The organism is Flagellimonas flava, assembly GCF_050617915.1.
In the GTDB taxonomy this organism is placed as follows: Bacteria; Bacteroidota; Bacteroidia; order Flavobacteriales; family Flavobacteriaceae; genus Flagellimonas; species Flagellimonas flava_A.
The window spans coordinates 209,652-227,736 of record NZ_JBODQE010000003.1 but is presented as its reverse complement, the minus strand read 5'-3'; the positions used below and the strand labels follow the sequence as shown (position 1 = coordinate 227,736).

19 protein-coding genes are annotated in these 18,085 nt (G+C 43.9%); 14 read left to right on the top strand and 5 right to left on the bottom strand.

All coding sequences use genetic code 11. From position 1 onward, the window contains the following. Positions 1-2: 2 nt before the first annotated feature. Both ACRHOZ_RS09600 and ACRHOZ_RS09595 read right to left on the bottom strand, forming a co-directional pair. Positions 3-1,043: an NADP(H)-dependent aldo-keto reductase gene (locus ACRHOZ_RS09600; RefSeq protein ID WP_431125078.1), complete on the bottom strand. Its 1,041-nt coding sequence runs from the start codon at positions 1,041-1,043 to the stop codon at positions 3-5. A gap of 63 nt (positions 1,044-1,106) precedes the next feature. Then, a complete protein-coding gene (locus ACRHOZ_RS09595; protein ID WP_431125076.1) occupies positions 1,107-1,871 on the bottom strand; it encodes an exodeoxyribonuclease III in 765 nt (254 codons plus the stop codon). A 127-nt stretch (positions 1,872-1,998) separates the two neighbouring features. Here ACRHOZ_RS09595 and ACRHOZ_RS09590 point away from each other — a divergent pair, with 127 nt between their 5' ends. From ACRHOZ_RS09590 to ACRHOZ_RS09560, 7 genes are all read left to right on the top strand, one after another. Then, complete coding sequence (locus ACRHOZ_RS09590) at positions 1,999-2,517, top strand: hypothetical protein (RefSeq protein ID WP_431125074.1); 519 nt, start codon at positions 1,999-2,001, stop codon at positions 2,515-2,517. 29 nt (positions 2,518-2,546) lie between these two features. Next, positions 2,547-3,098: a cysteine hydrolase family protein gene (locus tag ACRHOZ_RS09585; protein ID WP_431125072.1), complete on the top strand. Its 552-nt coding sequence runs from the start codon at positions 2,547-2,549 to the stop codon at positions 3,096-3,098. Between the two features lie 40 nt (positions 3,099-3,138). Continuing rightward, the gene (locus tag ACRHOZ_RS09580; protein ID WP_431125070.1) at positions 3,139-4,245 is read left to right on the top strand and encodes a Gfo/Idh/MocA family protein; all 1,107 of its coding nucleotides are present in this window, start codon (positions 3,139-3,141) and stop codon (positions 4,243-4,245) included. 33 nt (positions 4,246-4,278) lie between these two features. Continuing rightward, complete coding sequence (locus ACRHOZ_RS09575) at positions 4,279-6,342, top strand: TonB-dependent receptor family protein (protein WP_431125068.1); 2,064 nt, start codon at positions 4,279-4,281, stop codon at positions 6,340-6,342. 29 nt (positions 6,343-6,371) lie between these two features. After that, positions 6,372-6,890, top strand: coding sequence for a Crp/Fnr family transcriptional regulator (locus ACRHOZ_RS09570; RefSeq protein ID WP_431125066.1), 519 nt, complete (start codon positions 6,372-6,374; stop codon positions 6,888-6,890). Positions 6,891-6,945: 55 nt separating this feature from the next. Further along, the gene (locus ACRHOZ_RS09565; RefSeq protein ID WP_431125064.1) at positions 6,946-7,353 is read left to right on the top strand and encodes a hypothetical protein; all 408 of its coding nucleotides are present in this window, start codon (positions 6,946-6,948) and stop codon (positions 7,351-7,353) included. A 289-nt stretch (positions 7,354-7,642) separates the two neighbouring features. Next, the gene (locus ACRHOZ_RS09560) at positions 7,643-8,062 is read left to right on the top strand and encodes a lipocalin family protein (protein ID WP_431125062.1); all 420 of its coding nucleotides are present in this window, start codon (positions 7,643-7,645) and stop codon (positions 8,060-8,062) included. A 69-nt stretch (positions 8,063-8,131) separates the two neighbouring features. Here ACRHOZ_RS09560 and ACRHOZ_RS09555 read toward each other — a convergent pair whose 3' ends face one another. Next, positions 8,132-8,878 (bottom strand): NIPSNAP family protein, encoded by a 747-nt coding sequence (locus tag ACRHOZ_RS09555; RefSeq protein WP_431125060.1) that lies wholly within the window; start codon positions 8,876-8,878, stop codon positions 8,132-8,134. Positions 8,879-9,020: 142 nt separating this feature from the next. On the opposite strand from ACRHOZ_RS09555, the gene ACRHOZ_RS09550 reads away from it, so the two are divergent. The 3 genes from ACRHOZ_RS09550 to ACRHOZ_RS09540 all read left to right on the top strand — a co-directional run bounded on the left by ACRHOZ_RS09550 (position 9,021) and on the right by ACRHOZ_RS09540 (position 12,284). After that, complete coding sequence (locus tag ACRHOZ_RS09550; protein ID WP_431125058.1) at positions 9,021-10,001, top strand: metallophosphoesterase family protein; 981 nt, start codon at positions 9,021-9,023, stop codon at positions 9,999-10,001. Between the two features lie 4 nt (positions 10,002-10,005). Next, the gene (locus ACRHOZ_RS09545; RefSeq protein ID WP_431125056.1) at positions 10,006-11,637 is read left to right on the top strand and encodes a sulfatase family protein; all 1,632 of its coding nucleotides are present in this window, start codon (positions 10,006-10,008) and stop codon (positions 11,635-11,637) included. A 119-nt stretch (positions 11,638-11,756) separates the two neighbouring features. Then, positions 11,757-12,284 (top strand): hypothetical protein, encoded by a 528-nt coding sequence (locus tag ACRHOZ_RS09540; protein WP_431125054.1) that lies wholly within the window; start codon positions 11,757-11,759, stop codon positions 12,282-12,284. A gap of 53 nt (positions 12,285-12,337) precedes the next feature. On the opposite strand, the gene ACRHOZ_RS09535 is transcribed toward ACRHOZ_RS09540, so the two are convergent. Beyond that, entirely contained in the window at positions 12,338-12,529 is a 192-nt protein-coding gene (locus ACRHOZ_RS09535; RefSeq protein ID WP_431125052.1) for a hypothetical protein, read from the bottom strand. Positions 12,530-12,637: 108 nt separating this feature from the next. On the opposite strand from ACRHOZ_RS09535, the gene ACRHOZ_RS09530 reads away from it, so the two are divergent. The 3 genes from ACRHOZ_RS09530 (at position 12,638) to ACRHOZ_RS09520 (ending at position 14,353) form a co-directional block, all read left to right on the top strand. Then, positions 12,638-12,862, top strand: a complete 225-nt coding sequence (locus tag ACRHOZ_RS09530) for a helix-turn-helix domain-containing protein (RefSeq protein ID WP_431125050.1) — start codon at positions 12,638-12,640, stop codon at positions 12,860-12,862. A gap of 71 nt (positions 12,863-12,933) precedes the next feature. Continuing rightward, positions 12,934-13,773: a DNA damage-inducible protein D gene (gene dinD, locus ACRHOZ_RS09525; RefSeq protein ID WP_431125048.1), complete on the top strand. Its 840-nt coding sequence runs from the start codon at positions 12,934-12,936 to the stop codon at positions 13,771-13,773. Between the two features lie 43 nt (positions 13,774-13,816). Then, the gene (locus ACRHOZ_RS09520; protein ID WP_431125046.1) at positions 13,817-14,353 is read left to right on the top strand and encodes a DUF4442 domain-containing protein; all 537 of its coding nucleotides are present in this window, start codon (positions 13,817-13,819) and stop codon (positions 14,351-14,353) included. On the opposite strand, the gene ACRHOZ_RS09515 is transcribed toward ACRHOZ_RS09520, so the two are convergent. Then, positions 14,343-16,160: an FG-GAP-like repeat-containing protein gene (locus ACRHOZ_RS09515; protein WP_431125044.1), complete on the bottom strand. Its 1,818-nt coding sequence runs from the start codon at positions 16,158-16,160 to the stop codon at positions 14,343-14,345. The two genes, ACRHOZ_RS09520 and ACRHOZ_RS09515, sit on opposite strands and share 11 nt — an antisense overlap. A 240-nt stretch (positions 16,161-16,400) precedes the next feature. Here ACRHOZ_RS09515 and ACRHOZ_RS09510 point away from each other — a divergent pair, with 240 nt between their 5' ends. Then, entirely contained in the window at positions 16,401-18,068 is a 1,668-nt protein-coding gene (locus ACRHOZ_RS09510) for a formate--tetrahydrofolate ligase (protein ID WP_431125042.1), read from the top strand. Positions 18,069-18,085: the final 17 nt, after the last annotated feature.

Here is an 18,085-nt window from a genome sequence, read left to right as displayed (position 1 = left end):
GTTTAGGGAGCGGGGTTGGGTATGGCATTATGAATGGCCTCAATCCCGTCCAAAACCTCATCAGAAAGGTCAACATCAATACTTGCGATGTTCTCCTTTAACTGTTCCATCGTGGTTGCTCCAATGATGTTGCTAGTTAAAAATGGCCTTGTATTCACAAATGCCAAGGACATTTGAGCCAAACTTAGACCATGGTCTTGGGCCAATTGCTGGTACTGCTGTGTTGCCTTGGTAGCATTTTCACTACTATAGCGGTCATAATGTGGGAACAAGGTCAATCTTCCTTTTCTAGGTTTGATTTCATCCAAGTATTTTCCACTCAACACGCCAAAGGCCATGGGCGAATATGCCAAGAGACCCATGCTCTCACGGGTGGCAACTTCGGATAATCCTACTTCAAAAAGTCGGTTAAGCAAGCTATACGGGTTTTGGATGGTGAGCATTCTGGGCAAATCTTGGTGTACCTTGCTCTCCTCTAAATAGCGCATGGTTCCCCAAGGGGTTTCATTGGAAAGACCCACATGCCTTATTTTCCCCTCTTTGATCAAATCCCTAAGTGTTTCCAATATTTGGTGGATGTTATCTTCCCAAGGATCCATGATCTGGGAATTAAATCCACGCTGGCCGAAATAATTGGTGTTCCGTTCTGGCCAATGCAATTGATACAAATCTATGTAATCCGTTTGTAGCCGTTGCAAGCTTCCGTTGACCGCACTAATGATGGAATCCTTGCTAAAGCCCGTAGTCCGTATGTATTTGGTAAAATCAGCTCTTCCTGCAATCTTTGATGCTAGAACCACCTTGTCCCTATTCCCAGTTTTCTTGAACCAACTCCCGATAATCTCTTCGGTTACGGCATAGATCTCCTTTTTGGGAGGAATGGGATAAAGCTCGGCCGTATCAAAGAAATTCACACCTTGATCAAGGGCGTAATCCATCTGTTCATGTCCTTCTGATTCGGTGTTCTGCCTCCCCCAGGTCATGGTTCCCAAACAGATTTTACTTACTCTAATATTGGTATGTGGTATTCTAGTATATTTCATTGGGCCATCAAATTACAATTGGCAAAAATAAGCAATAGGAATTTTGGCTTTTTAACGGAAATGTTATTTTTCAACCTCAAGAAGAATCGGACAGTGGTCACTATGCTTGGCGTCAGAAAGAATCACGGAACGTTTAAGCCTGTCCTTTAAGGATTCATTGACCATGCCATAGTCCAATCGCCAACCTTTGTTGTTGGCCCGGGCATTGGCTCGGTAGCTCCACCAGGTATAGTTATGTGGTTCCTTGTTGAAATGCCGGAAACTGTCAATAAATCCACTTTTCATGAAATTCCCGATCCATTCCCGCTCTACAGGTAAAAACCCTGAAACGTTTTTATTTCTGACCGGGTCGTGAATGTCTATTGCCTCATGGCAAATGTTATAATCCCCACAAACAATGAGATTGGGTCGCTCCTTTCTAAGTTGATCCGCATATTTTTGGAAATCGGCCATATAGGTCAATTTAAACTCCAAGCGGTCCATGTTAGTACCTGATGGCAAGTACATGCTCATCACAGAAATATCACCAAAGTCTGCCCTTAGGTTCCGCCCTTCAAAATCCATATAGTCAATTCCAGTACCGTACTCCACATGGTCCGGTTCTTCCTTGCAAAGCAATGCCACTCCGCTATACCCCTTTTTTTGGGCACTGAACCAGTAGTTGTGCTGGTATCCCGCGGCTTCGAACAAGGAAACATCCACCTGTTCTTTCATGGCCTTGGTTTCCTGAAGGCAAATCACATCGGGATCCACCGCCTGTAACCAATCAATAAATCCTTTGTTTAACGCGGCTCTGATACCGTTGACATTGTAGGAAGCAATCTTCATTGAAAAAATTTTCCCTAAAAATAACCAAAGTGCTTCGCACTGAAAAACAGAATCAGTACAGCCTTAAAAGCTTGCTTCAATTTTGGAACACTAATTGATTATCCATAATGAAATCAAATTTTTAATCATGAAAAAGCTCTTGATTTTTAGCGTTTTGCTCACTGGATTGGCAATGAACGCACAGGCGTACCCTAGATATGACAACAACCACGAATTGAAGTTCAACGCCGGCCTATTTCTGGCGACTGGATCGGTGGAAGGTTCTTATGAATATTACTTTACCGAAGACACCAGCTTTGGGGGAACCGTTTATTTTAATAATGATGCTACAGATTACAATGGCGATTTTGGAATCGGTCCCAATCTTAGAGCCTATTTTGGGTATCAACCCAGAACTGGCCTTTTTGTGGAAGCTTTTGGACTCTACTATACTTGGGACGAAGAGAATCTTGAGGAAGACATACGGTTAAGAAACGACAAATTCAGTACTGTTGCACTTGGGTTGGGATTGGGAAATAAATGGGTTACTCCCAGCGATAATTTCACCTTGGAAATCTATGGTGGCGTTGGTAGAAATGTAAATCCCGAAGTCTTCCAAGACACATTTATGTTTCGTGGAGCCTTGTCTGTTGGGTTTAGGTTTTAAGCCGTAATTTTAAGGCTTAATCCTATCCAATGACAGCCTTACTTCTGATAGACATTCAAAAAGGTCTCCAAGAACTCGATTTTTATGGTGGGGAACGCAACAATCCCGAAGCGGAAGCCAACTGTGGCAAAATTTTGGAAGCTTTTAGAACCAAGGGGCTTCCAGTTTTCCACGTACAGCATTGCTCCATCAATCTTGAATCTCCACTGCATCCCAGCAAAGCTGGCAACGATTTTCATCCCTTGGTCCAACCAAGACAAGGTGAACCCATTTTCCAAAAATCGGTAAACAGTGCCTTTATTGGCACGGACTTGGAATCCAAGCTCAAAGCTCAGAAAATTTCGGATTTGGTTATTGTTGGACTTACCACCGAACATTGTGTATCCACCTCAACCAGAATGGCTGCCAATTTGGGGTTCAATACCACCTTGATTTCCGATGCCACCGCTGCTTTCAATAAAATAGGTGTTGATGGGGAAAAATACAGTGCTGATTTAGCCCATAAAATTGCTTTAGCCAACCTCAAAGACGAGTTCGCCAGCATACAGGATACCCAAAGTTTGTTACAGGAACTTGGCTAATTCCTTCTTATTTTTATAAGATCAAAGCTCAATACAACCCATGCTCCGTACTACACTTGTTTTTGTCTTTTCCATTTTATTGTCTTTTTCCTCCTCGTTTGCCCAAAAACAACCCTTAAGGGTTGGGGTAGCAGGTCTCACGCATACCCATGTACACTGGATTTTGGGAAGGGAAGACAAAGGTGATATCCAATTAGTGGGTATGGTAGAACCCAACAAGGACCTCGCCCAACGGTATGCGGACCAATATGGCTATTCCATGGATTTGGTTTATGATACGCTGGAAGAGATGATCGCTGCCACAAAACCAGAGGCTGTAACTGCCTTCGGAACTATCTATAATCATTTGGAGGTGGTACAGGTCTGTGCGCCCAAAGGCATTCATGTGATGGTGGAGAAACCCATGGCTGTGAGCTTGGACCATGCTAAAAAAATGGCGGCTTTAGCCCAAAAACACAACATCCAACTTCTCACCAATTATGAAACTACCTGGTATCCTACCAACCATAAGGCCAAAGAACTGCTGAAACAGGGAAAGGTGGGCGATTTAAGAAAAGTCATCGTTCGTGATGGCCACAGGGGTCCAGCCAAATTGGGCATCAATCAAGAATTTCTGGATTGGTTGTTTGATCCTGTGGAAAATGGCGGTGGTGCCATCATGGATTTCGGTTGTTATGGAGCCAACCTTATGACTTGGCTTCGGGACGGGGAACGGCCCAATACCGTAACCGCAGTTACCCAACAGCTGCAACCTGAAAACAATCCCAAAGTGGACGACGATGCTACCATCATCCTGACCTATGACGATGCCCAAGCCATTTTGGAACCTTCTTGGAATTGGCCCATGGGACGCAAGGATATGGAAGTTTACGGACTAACAGGAGCCATCTATGCCGATAACCGAAACACCCTTCGCATCCGCATGGCAGAAGGCTATGATGGGTATAATGAAGAGACCCTTATTTTGGAAGAACGGCCGGCCCCATACAATGACCCGTTTGCATTGCTTGAAGCGGTAGTACGAAATAAAATCAAGCTGCTGCCCCATAATTTGTATTCCATAGAAAACAACTTGGTTGTCATGGAAATCTTGGATGCCGCCCGAAAAAGTGCCAAAAAAGGAAAGACCATCACCCTAAAAAAATAAAATCATCAATCGCTATTTCAACTCAGCCTATTCATGAAAAAAATTCCTTCGCTCCTCCTCGGTCTTATGGCAATTACCGCCAGTTCCCAACAGACACCACAGGATTCCATTACTCAATTGGATGAAATCATACTACTGGAAGATGTGGTTGCCAAACGAGCCGTTGGCATAACGGCATCATCCACCTTGGGGCCTTCCACTTTTGAGAAATTCAATCCTATCGATATTGCGTCGGCCATTAACCAGGTTTCCGGGGTTTATATCCTATCAGGAGCTTTAAACACCAATCGAATTACCATTCGCGGAGTAGGCGCCCGCACCTTGTTCGGCACAGATAAGCTTCGCTTATATTTTAACGGCATTCCTGTGACCAACGGCACTGGTTCTTCCACCATTGAAGCTTTCGACTTTGAAAATTTAGGTTCCATGGAGGTCATCAAAGGGCCAAAGGGAACCTCATTCGGATCCAATTTGGGTGGAGCCATTTTGTTGGATACCAAATCGGCTTTTGAAAATGAAACCCGATTGACCAATAGTTTCACCGTGGGATCGTACAGCATGGTCAAGGACAATCTCACATTTAAGCATGCAGAAGAAAAGTTGAATCTTAGTTTTAGCTATAATCATTTTAAAACAGATGGGTATCGGCAGAACAACAACTTTGAACGGGATGGATTTTTGTTGGCATCAGAGATAAATCTCAGCACCAAAAGCAGTTTGGGCATTTTGGTAAACTATATTGACTATACGGCCCAGATACCAAGTTCCATCAACCAAAGTGATTTTGATGAAGACCCTACCCGCGCTGCTGGAAACTGGTTGGCCGCACAAGGTTTTGAGGCCAACAAATATTCTTTAATAGGTCTTTCGTATACGCAAGAGTTTACCGAAAACTTTAAGAACACCACCAGTATTTTTTACACCTATTTGGATCATTACGAACCGCGACCCTTTAATATTCTGGACGAATTCACCAATGGTTTTGGATTGCGAAGCCAGTTTCAAGGAGGTAGCTTGTTAAAGGGCGAATATAGCTTTGGTCTTGAACTGTATAAGGACGAATACCATTGGGGTACTTTTCAAAACCTGTTTGGGGATAACAATGGGAATGGAAGTCTACAAGGAGACCGTTTAAGCCGTAACAGGGAATTCCGAGATCAATTGAACCTGTTCGGAACCTTTACCCTTCCTCTGTCCAATGCTTTGTATGCCCAAGCTGGCCTGAACCTCAACAGTACGAATTACGATTTCAGGGATTTGTTCAATACGGGAGCTGCCAACACTTCTGCCGAAAGGGATTTTGATGCCATTTTGTTACCCAGTTTAGGGTTGAAATACCAATTAAAAAAAGGGTGGCTATATGCCAATGTGAGTCGAGGATTTTCAAATCCCAGTTTGGAAGAAACTTTGACACCTGATGGGGTAATCAATCCCGATATTGCCCAGGAAACTGGAATGAACTACGAACTTGGCGGCAAGCTCACTTTTTTAAAGCCCAAACTCTATTTCAACTTTGCACTATACCGAATGAACATCAACAATCTGTTGGTGGCGCAACGAACTGGTGAAGATCAGTTTATTGGAAGGAATGCAGGGGAAACCCGCCATCAAGGTTTGGAACTGGATGCTAAATATGTACTGCCACTTTGTGAAGGCCTACAACTCTCTCCCTACATAAGCTATACCCTTAACGATCATAGTTTTGTGGATTTTGTGGATGAGGATAACGATTATTCGGGAAATCCATTGACCGGGGTGCCCAAACATCGCATCAGCTCTGGCTTAGATCTACAGCATGCTAATGGTCTGCAACTGAATCTGACCCATCAATTTGTAGATGAGATTCCATTGCGGGACAACAACTCACTAAAGAGTGAATCCTTCAACGTTCTGCATGCAAAACTCGGATATCAGACCAGTCTGTCTAACCATATTTCCTTGGGATTAAATGCAGGGGTCAACAATCTTTTTGATACCAACTATGCCCAAAGTGTATTGATCAACGCCTCTAGTTTTGGAGGTGCGCCGCCGCGTTATTTTTATCCGGGCAATGGTCGCAATGTTTACGGAGGTGTCCGTTTGGGGTATCTTTTCTAATTTTATGAACCGCCAATATCGGTTCAAAGATGAATTTAAGCGATTCCCTACATAGCACCGAGTTCCTAAAAAAAGAAGCATATTTCTTGAAGCATGGGAAGTTATGCGTAAAAATTGGCAAGGTTGAAAAGGGTGTACTACGGGGATTTGTATATGATAGCGAAGGGGATGAGATTACCACCCATTTTTATCAGGAGGGCGATATGGTGGTAGGAAGTTTTCTGCCCAACACCCAAATGACCATGTCCATACAGGCCATGGAGGATTGCCAAATCTCCATTGCAAATTATGTTGAGGTGATGTCCTACGTGAACAAGGACAGGGAAATTACAGAAATCATTACCCGGGAGTTTCAGAAACTGAACCATCAGTTACAGTCGCGCTTGGTGTCACTTTTAAACTTGACCTCCCTGGAAAAATACAAACGCTTCCTGAAAGATTATCCTGGATTGTTAAATCGAATCCCGCATTACTACATTGCCAACTATCTGGGCATTACCCCTACACAATTAAGCAGAGCCCGAAAACAGTTTTCTCAACAAATGTAAACGGGAAAGATCGGCGTTGTCCCTTGTTTTGTATTCTAATTACAAAATACAATATATGAATACGGAGTTATCGGACAATGCATTTGAAATAGCCTTTGGGAACTGTGAAGTACCTCCCTCCCAATTTAATCATGAAGCCCACCTGCGGTTGGCATGGATCCAGATAAAAAAATATGGTCTCGAAACCGCCATTGGAAATGTTTGTACCCAGCTTAGTAGATATGTGGAACATCTTGGAGCAGTGGACAAATACAACACCACCTTAACGGTGGCTTCGGTAAAGATGGTCAGCCATTTCATGGGTAAATCCAGTTCGGAGAATTTTCCAGGTTTTATGTTGGAGTTTCCCCAACTCAAGACCTGTTTTAAGGAATTGATCGGAGCACATTATGCCATGGACATTTTTAACTCCGAACAAGCCAAGAAAAAGTATTTGGAACCCGACCTGTTGCCTTTCGACTAAAAGCAAAGACAATCTTGTTTGTGGTTTGATGGTATATATTATATTTATCCCCTTTAAGCCAGCCCTCAACCATGAATAAAGCCGTAAAATTTCTTTTTGCTCTCCTCCTTATAGTCATAGCTTCTTGCTCCAAGGAAGAAGATTGTGTAGAAACCATTTGTCCGGATGGGTTTAACAATTGTATAGACCGCCCGTGCGGACTTTAATCTGGCACACCCGCCCTCTCCTCTAACACAATATCAAAATTGTCCAAGCGTTTTTAAATGCATCAACCTTTAACCCCAACCTTATGAAACTTATCTTGCGTTATTTTCTGGCCTGCTGTATACTTTTTATGTCGTGTTCCACGGATGCTGAAAACCAGGAAGATCCCGATCCAAATGCTTCCCTTATTGGAACCTGGTATTTTATAGCTTATATAGACGATGAGGGACAACAAGATCCAAATGGCTGCGACAACAATGATTTTATCCGGTTTAATGAGGACGACACTTTTGATTTTGCCTATCACTATATTGAAGGCGATGAATGTGTGGATACCGGAGACCAAACTGGGCAGTGGTCTTATGCACGCGATGGGGTTTTGGAATTGGTCTACAATGAGGAAGAAACACGGGAAGTAGGCTATGTCATCGAAGAAAATATACTAACCTTGACCATTGATGAAGGTCTTGGGGAGTATCAAGAAAAATATGAAAAGGAGGAATAAACAGACTTCGCCTTAAACGCAAAAAGCCCAGATTTATCTGGGCTTTTTTATTTCATAACCCTCTTTAGTCTAAAGCTGGGAATATGGTAGTGGCTTTAGAAACACTCGGAGGATATTGTTCATGGAATTGGCATATTCCTCCATTTTTATGATTCGCTGCCATTCCGGATGGGCAAGAAACTTGGACCAGCCCTCAGCATGGGCTTCCTTATCCTTTAAGGCCAGCATATAGGTCAAACAAGGTATTTGTCCCCCCGCCATATTCACCCCAAAAAACACCATGGGCAGTCCCGCATCTGCAAAAATCGGAAACTCGGCATCATTGAACATCTTTACCTTCCGGCGCAGGTCGTCCTCATTGGCGCTCGTATAAATCCGCAACTCAAATAGGTTGGACGCATCATCGGGTTTTACCAAATTGGGAAAGCCTGTGGAGGATCGGATAAGGCTGGTGGAAATTTGTTTATAGGGTACGGTGGCTCCGGCCACCAAATAATCATGGGCATCTTTCTTATATTGTCCATCTTGGGCCAAGGCATCCTGACTATCCTGAAACGCCTGGATGTTGGCATAGGCCACCAACAAATAGATCTTCTTGGGCAAAGCATCCCCAGCTTCTTCAAAAGCACCCACATTGTTGATTCCTTGTCGGTTTAAAGCAGGAATAAGGGCATCCTTAAAATAGTTGTGTAGCACATCCGCAGATTTAAAAAATTCCAACTCGTAGGTTCGGAATTCGTATACCTCTTCTTGGGCAGAGGTGTTTTGGAAACAAAGAATGAAAGCAACTAAGACAAGGAATATTCGATTTTTCATAATAATAAGGTTGACTGTGTTTTATAAAGGTATAATTTAAAGCCAAATACTTGTCCCTTTGGCTAACAAAACCTCTTTTTTAGGTTGTGTTTCCAAACTGAATTGGCTAGGTTTATTATTCCTACCCATAATTAAGGTGACCATGAAAAAATATCTTCTCTATGTCCTTGCGATGCAATTTGTTATTGGCTGTAAAACCAATCCCGAGACAGCTCCAAAACCCCAGTTTGAGCATGATATTACCGAAGGCCCCACCCCCTGGACCAGTGACGTATTTGAACTTGAAGAGGAAGACTTCACTTTTGGAATCATCTCGGACCTCAACGGGGGCGAACGGGAAGGTGTCTATAGTACCGCGGTGGCCCAGCTCAACCGTTTAGAGCCCACTTTTGTGCTAAGTGTAGGAGACCTTATTGACGGCGGTACCGAGGATGTTGAACAACTGACCAAGGAATGGGATTCTTTTGATGAACGCACCGCCAAATTGAACATGCCCTTCTTTTATTTGGGCGGCAACCACGACTTGACCAACCCTACCATGCGCAAATTTTGGAAAAATCGCATGGGACCCCGCTACTATCATTTTGTGTATGAAAATGTGTTGTTTTTGATGTTGGATTCTGAAGATTATGAAGAAGAGCGGATGCAAGAAATATATGAAGCGCGTGCCGAAGCCATAAAAGTACTGGATGGCCTGGTGGAAGGTAAGTTTGAGGATACGGAATATTTCCACATGCAAGAACGTAGGGTCGGGGGGATGAGCTCGGACCAGCTCGGTTATTTTAAAAATGTCCTACAAAGATATCCTAACGTTAGATGGACTTTTGTTTTGATGCACAAACCCCTATGGATGCGCGAAGATGATAAAGGCCTAGGTGCTTTGGAGGAGGCTCTGGCCAACCACCCCTACACAGTGATCAATGGACATTTTCATTCGTTCTCCCATAGGAAACGGAATGGTCGTAATTACACCATATTGGGAACCACAGGAGGGAGCCAAAATCCCGCGGATTCCCTTTCCTTTGATCATATTACCTTGGTTCGGATGGCCAAGGAACCGGTAATAACCCACCTAAAAATGGAAGGGATTTTGGATGAAACAGGACAAATACCCAAAGAGTAAACCTATGATGTTACGATTAAAAAGTTCGCTGACCCTATTTGTTTTGATCTTGATATGGGCCTGCAATACCAAACCTAAAGACAGCTCCGAAGTAACTACCCCTCCACCCAACATTTTGTGGTTGGTGGTGGAGGATATGGGGCCTTATATCCCTCCTTTCGGGGATTCTACTGTGGTAACCCCCAACCTCAGCAAATTGGCTTCGGAAGGGATTCGCTACACCCATCTCTTTTCTCCTTCCGGGGTTTGTGCCCCCAGCCGGGCGGCCATAGCTACGGGTATGTACCCCACAAGCATTGGGGCCAGCCACATGCGCACCCATTCCTATACCGAAGTAACAGGTTTACCCGCTTACGAGGCAATTCCCCCTGCGGAGGTTAGGATGTTGAGTGAACATTTGCGAAAGCTGGGCTACTTCTGTACCAACAATGCCAAAAACGATTATCAATTTAAGGCGCCTGTGACCGCTTGGGACCAAAATGGCAAGGATGGCCATTGGAGAAACCGAGCTCCAGGACAGCCTTTTTATTCCATTTTTAATTTTGGGGTCACCCATGAATCTGGGCTTTTTGAACCTTACAAAAGGGAAGAAGTCATCTCCAAGGACACTCCGTTTCCCATTCCCCCTTATTTGCCCGACACCGAAGTGGTGCGCCGCGACCTTTGGAAAATGTACAACAATATTGCGCTGATGGATCGTCAGATTGGCGAAATTCTAAATCAACTGGAAGAAGATGGGCTTATGGACAACACCATCATTTTTTTCTATGCCGATCATGGTGGGCCTTTGCCTAGACAAAAAAGATTGGTGTACGATTCCGGGCTGAACGTACCCATGATCGTGCGCTTCCCGGATAAAAAGAAGGCCGGAACCATAGATGACCAACTCATAAGTTTTATAGATTTTGTACCTACGGTACTCTCCTTAGCCGGCCAAACCCCACCCGATTACTTGCAAGGCCAAACCTTTTTGGGAGATGAGGAACAACGACAATACATCCACGGAGCTGCAGACCGATTTGATGGCGTAACCGATGCCATCCGAGCGGTGCGGGACAACCGCTACAAATATGTGCGAAACTATAGACCCGAACAGGGCAACTATTTGGCCAATACGTATCGCGAGCGTATCCCCACCATGCAAGAACTCTTGCGCATGCGGGATGAAGGAACCCTCAACAAAGTGCAGTCCATCTGGTTTAGGGAAAGTAAGCCCAAAGAAGAGCTCTACGATTGCGTAAACGACCCCCATGAGATCAACAACTTGGCGGGCCAACCCGAATATTCCCAAAAACTCCAAGAGCTAAGTACAGAAATGGACCGTTGGCTAGCCGAGATTGGCGACCAGCCCAACCTGCCAGAACGGGAATTGATTGCCCAGCTTTGGCAAGGTGCAGAGGAACAACCCATGACCCAAAAGCCTGTGGTGCTCCAGATGGACAGTGAACTTAGCATGGAATGCCCCACCAAGGGGGCCAGTATTGGCTACCGAACCCTAAAGCAAGACAGCATTCTCTCTCCATGGCAAGTGTATAGTGCGCCTTTTACGGTTAAAAATGGCACCCAACTGGAAATTATGGCGCATAGGATAGGGTTTAAGGCGAGTGATGTGGTGGAGTTTCAGGTGTCTTATTAACTCAAGGTGTCAGCTTAAGTTTGGAAACAAATTCTGTTTACGTTTTATTCCATTTGTACACTACATTTGGGTGAATAAGGATACTTTTTACATCTATATAAACAAGTTGGCGGTAATTTATGAATACCCAATATTTTAAATATAAAAAGCATACGGACACATGGTTTTGGACAATATGTGCGATATTCTTAGGAGGTATTTTAGCTGTGATTCTTGCCAAAGGAATTATCGGCAACCCAAATCAGATTTGGAAAGTATTGTTGGTCTTATCTCCTTTTATATTCATTTTGTTCACATTGATTAGAATCGTGATTTATCGTCAAGCATATGAAAGAGAGGGAGGAAATAAAATAGTTATTCTTGATAAAGAGATTCCAAAACTTATTATTCATGATGGAATAACTAAAAAAGAAATTCTCCCATCAGAAATTGGACACTTAAAACTATTTGAATCCTACGGAGATGGACCTCCATTCACTGATTTCACGTATATAGAAATAGTTTTAAAAACGGGAGAATCCATAATTATTCCTGATAGAATTGCAAACACCAGCGACTTAAGCCCGATATTAAAGGGAAAAAGAAGGATTCGAAAAAAAAGATTTATGAATAGGATAAAAACTCCCTCCAACACGGTGAATAATTAATTGTGGCGGCCATTTTCCGTTGGAAAAGTCGCAATCAATCATATACAAGACATTCACCTCAAAACCTCCCCCAATGCCCGTAGCAAATCTGCGGAACTCTGAATTTCTCTTTGGGTAAAAACTTCCTCTTCCAGAAAGTGCAGCATAAAAATCACTTGGCTTAAACATTGTGCCATCCGCTCAGGTGAGCCGTAACCCTCTTTTATCAAATTATTCAATTGTTCAATTTGCGCCTGCTCTAGCATAAAAAATTCGTGTAATCGATATAATTCGTGTCAAACATACGAAAAAAGTTAGAAATGTCTACTAATTAGTAGTAACCAATTAATAGTGCTCTTAATTCCTTTAACCTCATGGATAAATCACTAGAAGTTCAGAAACTTGCCAAACGAATTAAATCGCTTCGAATAAAAAAAGGATATTCAAGTTATGAGAATTTTGCCTTTGATAATGACATTCATCGAGCCCAATATGGCCGCTATGAAACAGGCACAGATCTTCAATACACCAGTCTGCTAAAAATTGCCCAAGCTTTTGACATGACCTTGGAAGAATTTTTTAGCGAGGGTTTTGATTAGTGGTTCCTTCTTTTGCTATCTTGTATGGGCCCGTGGCATCCCCAAATCCACTAACCTAATCAAATGGCAACATGAAAGCAGAAGTAATCAAATCATTGTCCAACAATTTTGAGGGCCATTCCCAAACCACAGAGAATGGTATTGAGTTTTGGTTTGCAAGGGACTTGCAACACCTTTTGGGATACACGGAATGGCGTAATTTCCAAAAAGTAATCGTTAAAGGAAAAACAGCGTGCGAAGCATCCGGTAACACTATCGGAGACCATTTTGTTGACGTCAACAAAATGGTTAATCTAGGTTCGGGCAGCGAACGGGAAATAGACGATATCATGCTCACCCGTTATGCCTGTTATCTCATTGCCCAAAACGGAGATTCCCGCAAGGAACAAATTGCATTCGCTCAGAACTACTTTGCCATCCAGACCAGAAAACTGGAGGTCATTGAGCAACGGATCAAAGATTGGGAGCGTTTGCAGGCTAGGCAAAAGCTAAGTTTATCTGAAAAAGAACTATCCGAGCTTATCTATGAACAAACCGGGAACAACAAAAACTTTGGAATCATCCGCAGTAAGGGAGATCAAGCGTTGTTTGGGAAGAGCACCCGACAAATGAAGGACAAGCTTGGGGTTCCAAAAAATAGGGCTTTAGCCGATTTTCTGCCCACCATAACCATTAAGGCCAAGGACTTTGCCACAGAAATAACAGTGTTCAACACCAAAGACAAAAACCTTGAAAGTGAAAGACAAATTTCGGCCGAGCACATTACCAACAACAGGTCCGTTCGCAAGATCATGCTGCAAAGGGGTATTAAACCCGAAGAACTCCCAGCTGAGGAAGATGTAAAAAAACTGGAACGCAGAGTGGGTTCGGAAACCAAAAAGTTGGACGATAATCCAGATAAGTTAAAATAGTTTGGAAGAATTTTTTAGCGAGGGTTTTAAGTAACTTGCCAGTATGTCTTTGTATCAAAACTTAATGGGAGTTGGGGAACGGTTCTTTAAAAAACACCAGCTCCTTAAACACGGTTTTAACTTCTCGCCCATGTACAGGCGTAGCACGGGTAAGATCACCCATGTTTCGGAAGATCTACTGCTGGTGCAAATGCAATTGCGGCTTACCTATAAAAACAGGAATTATGTCAATTCCATTTTTGGAGGAAGCATGTTCTCTGCCGTGGATCCCATTCCCATGGTGCAATTGATCCATCTGTTGGGTCCGGACTATGTGGTCTGGGACAAATCGGCCGAGATCCGTTTTAAGCGCCCTGCCAAGGAACATTTGTACGCAGAGTTTAGTTATACCTTTGAGGAACTACAGGACATTAAATCCAAAGTGGCAGAGCAAAATGAACTGGAAATTGTAAAGACCACACAGTTGACCAATGCAGATAAATCCCAAGTGTTCTGCGAGGTTAAGAAGTTAATCTACGTAGCCAACAAGGCCTACTTTAAACAAAAACAGGAAAAACGAGCCCAAAAGGTTAAAGCTTAATGTGCTTGGTCTCCACCACTTTGTCCCCCACTTCCAGTTTAATCAAATAGAGTCCGCTGGGGAGTCCTGCCAAATCCAGCATAGGCGCAGTTGCAGCAATGGTCTGGCTTTTCAGTTTAATCCCGCTCATGCTGAACACGTGGGCAACGGCAAAGGATCCTCCAAAATCGGCACATAGGTCTACTAATCTGGCTGTGGAAGGGTTGGGCAAAATGACCAGGGGTCGGCCCTTGCACGGGGGTTCTTCGGATAGTTCTTCAAAGGCCAGTTCCTCATTTTCCTCTTCTTCTACGGGATCTTCTTGTGGAAGCTCCTCCTCCACGGGATCCTCTTCCTCATCTTCCTCCTGTTCAATGGCGTTGCTCCCTTCCACCACGGTCATTGCCTGGTTGATGTCCACATTTTCAATCCGGTCCACAATGCCGCTCAACCATTTTACTTGAACGTAGTCTATGGCAGTGGCATCTCCCAAACCAAAGAATTCATAACTGGAGTTTTGCCCCAAATAGCCTTCACCGCAAACCGTATATCGATACTGGGGCATGCCATTGGCAAAGACCTCAATGGTGCTTCCAATCCCCTCCTTGTTGCTGGTTGTACCTTCCAACTTTACCTTGAGCCAGTTGTTATTGTTGGTAGTGGTGTTCTTCCAAAGGAAGTTGTCCTCAGTATCGTTGAGCACAATAATATCTGGATAGCCATCATTGTCCACATCGCCTTTGGCGTTGGCAAAACTGATACGGTTGTCATTCTCAAAACCGATGCCTTCGGGGATCTCAAAACTCCCCCCTATGTTTTCATAAAAGGCCGAGGGCAGTTGTTCATTTTCACCAACCCGCATACCACTCACGTATAAATCAAGGTCGGTATCATTATCAGCATCCAAGAAAACAGCCCCCCAGGCAATGCTGAAAAAAACGGTTCCCAATTCCGTAGCCACATTGGTAAAGGTGCCATCGCCATTGTTCCGCAAATGGTAGTTTCCCGCAGAGGTATTGGTGACATAAATATCCAACCAACCATCATAGTTGTAGTCCTCAATGGTGGTGGACATGGCATCTATGGCAATTCCCGCCCCACTGGAAATGGAAACATCCTCAAAGGTGAGGTCGCCCCGGTTTCGGTACAAGCGGTTGATGTTATTGATCTTATCATTGGCCACATAAATGTCCTGCAATCCGTCATTGTCGTAATCAAAAAAGGAGGCACAGAACGAAAGTTCGTTGTCCAAAACAATACCCGCCGATTCGGTTATATCAATGAATACCCCATTCTCATTGATGTAAAGGTAGTTGTGCTGCTCAAAGGTGGTCTCATCCCTATTGGAAATAAAGACATCCAAATCCCCATCGTTATCGATATCGCCAAAAGTGGCCCCGTAGGTGTAAAGGTTGTCCGTGAAAAGACCACAGGTTTCGGAAACGTCCGTAAAGTTCATGTTTCCGTCGTTCACATAAAACTTGTTCAGGCCTGTGATGCTGGTAGCCAAAAAATCCTTGTCGCCATCATTGTCATAATCCACCCATAGTACTTGCTTGGTCTCGTAGGTGTTATCTATACCAAGGTCAACTTCAGAAAAAGTTCCGCCATTGTTTTTGAAAAAGTACAACTGCTGGTCCAAGGTAGAAGAATAGGTGATATCGTCCCATCCATCCCCATCAAAATCGTGGAAAGAGAGTCCACCGCCATAAAAACTGAAACCATAGGTGCGATCCACGCCCAAAGCCGCCGCACTTTCCTCAAACGAAAGTTGGCCCTGAACGCCATATGAACACAACAAAAGAAGAACGAGTAAAGTTCGAATCAAAGCTATCTATCTAACCACTTAAAAATAAGGAATTTATGGAATTATCAAAATCGATGTATTTACTGACGGGCACCTCATCTTTTTCAGCTATTGAATTCCTAAAACTCTGTTTTCAAGCTGAGAATTTATCTTTCTTTTAAGCCATTGAAGCTTCCTGTTTTCTTCTATGTTTATAGTATCTTGTATGGCGCAAATTAGGAACACCTATCCGTTTGCCTGACTAATTCAAAACAGCTACCTATGACCGATTTGGAAATCGCCAAAGGCGTTACCCTACAACCTATTTCCAGCATTGCCGAAAAATTCGGGGTGGATCCAGAAAATATTGAAATGTATGGGAAATACAAGGCCAAATTACCTTTACAAGCCATTGATAAAACAAAAGCGGAACAGAGCAACCTCATCTTGGTCTCTGCCATTTCCCCAACTCCCGCAGGGGAAGGTAAGACCACCATGTCCATTGGACTTACCGAGGGACTAAATCGTTTAGGCAAAAAGACTACTGTTGTGCTTAGGGAACCGTCTTTAGGGCCGGTATTTGGCATCAAAGGAGGAGCCACCGGAGGCGGATATTCCCAAGTATTGCCCATGGAAGACATTAATCTTCACTTTACCGGGGATTTTGCCGCCATCGAAAAGGCGCATAACCTGTTGGCCGCCGTCATTGACAACAACATCCAAAGCAAAACCAGATCTCTTCGCATTGATCCCAGAACCATTGGATGGAAACGGGTAATGGATATGAACGATCGTGCGCTAAGGGACATCATTGTGGGTCTGGGTGGAACCACTTCTGGCGTACCTCGTGAAACGGGATTTGATATAACCGCAGCCTCCGAAATCATGGCTATTCTTTGTCTTGCGGAAAACCTCAGCGATCTAAAAAAGCGATTGGGGAACATTTTTGTGGGTTATACTTTTGATAAAGAACCCATTTATGCCAAGGATTTGAAGGCCGAAGGTGCCATGACGGCCTTGCTTAAAGATGCCATAAAACCCAATTTGGTTCAGACCATGGAGGGGAATCCGGCCATTATCCACGGTGGGCCTTTTGCCAATATTGCCCAAGGTACCAATTCTGTAATCGCTACGCGAATGGGTATGTCGCACTCGGAATACACGGTTACAGAAGCTGGTTTTGGTTTTGACCTTGGTGCGGAAAAGTTCTTTGACATTAAGTGCCAAAGTGCAGGATTGAAACCCAAGGCTGTAGTGCTCACAGCAACCATTAGAGCTTTAAAATATCATGGCGGGGCCGACCTAAAATCGTTGACGGAACCCAATGTGGAAGCCCTGAAAAAAGGATTGCCCAATTTGGAAAAACATCTGGAAAATATTGCCAAGTTCAATGTGGTGCCGGTAATCGCCATCAACAAATTTGTGACCGATACCGATGAAGAAATAGCCGTCATCAAGGAGTTGGCCGAATCCAAAGGCATACGTGTGGCCTTGGCCGAGGTATGGGCCAAAGGAGGTGAAGGTGCCGAAGCACTGGCGCAACATGTTATTGATGTGGTGGAATCCAAAGCGTCCGACTTTAAACCTCTTTACGATTGGGGTTCCCCAGTCATGGACAAAATAGCGACCATTGCCACTGAAATTTACGGAGCAGAATACGTGGACTATACCTCCAAAGCCAAAGCACACCTGCGGAAAATCACCGATTTAGGCTTGGACCACCTACCGGTGTGCATTGCCAAGACCCAAAAATCCTTGTCGGACAATCCAAAACTTTTGGGTAGGCCCAAAGACTTTATCATCACAGTTAGGGAGATTGAAATTGCAGTCGGCGCTGGCTTTTTGGTTCCCATAACGGGAGACATCATGCGTATGCCCGGATTACCTGCAACTCCTTCTTCCGAGGGAATTGATGTAAACGACGACGGAGAAATTACTGGTTTATTTTAAATAAATGAAGTGTCACC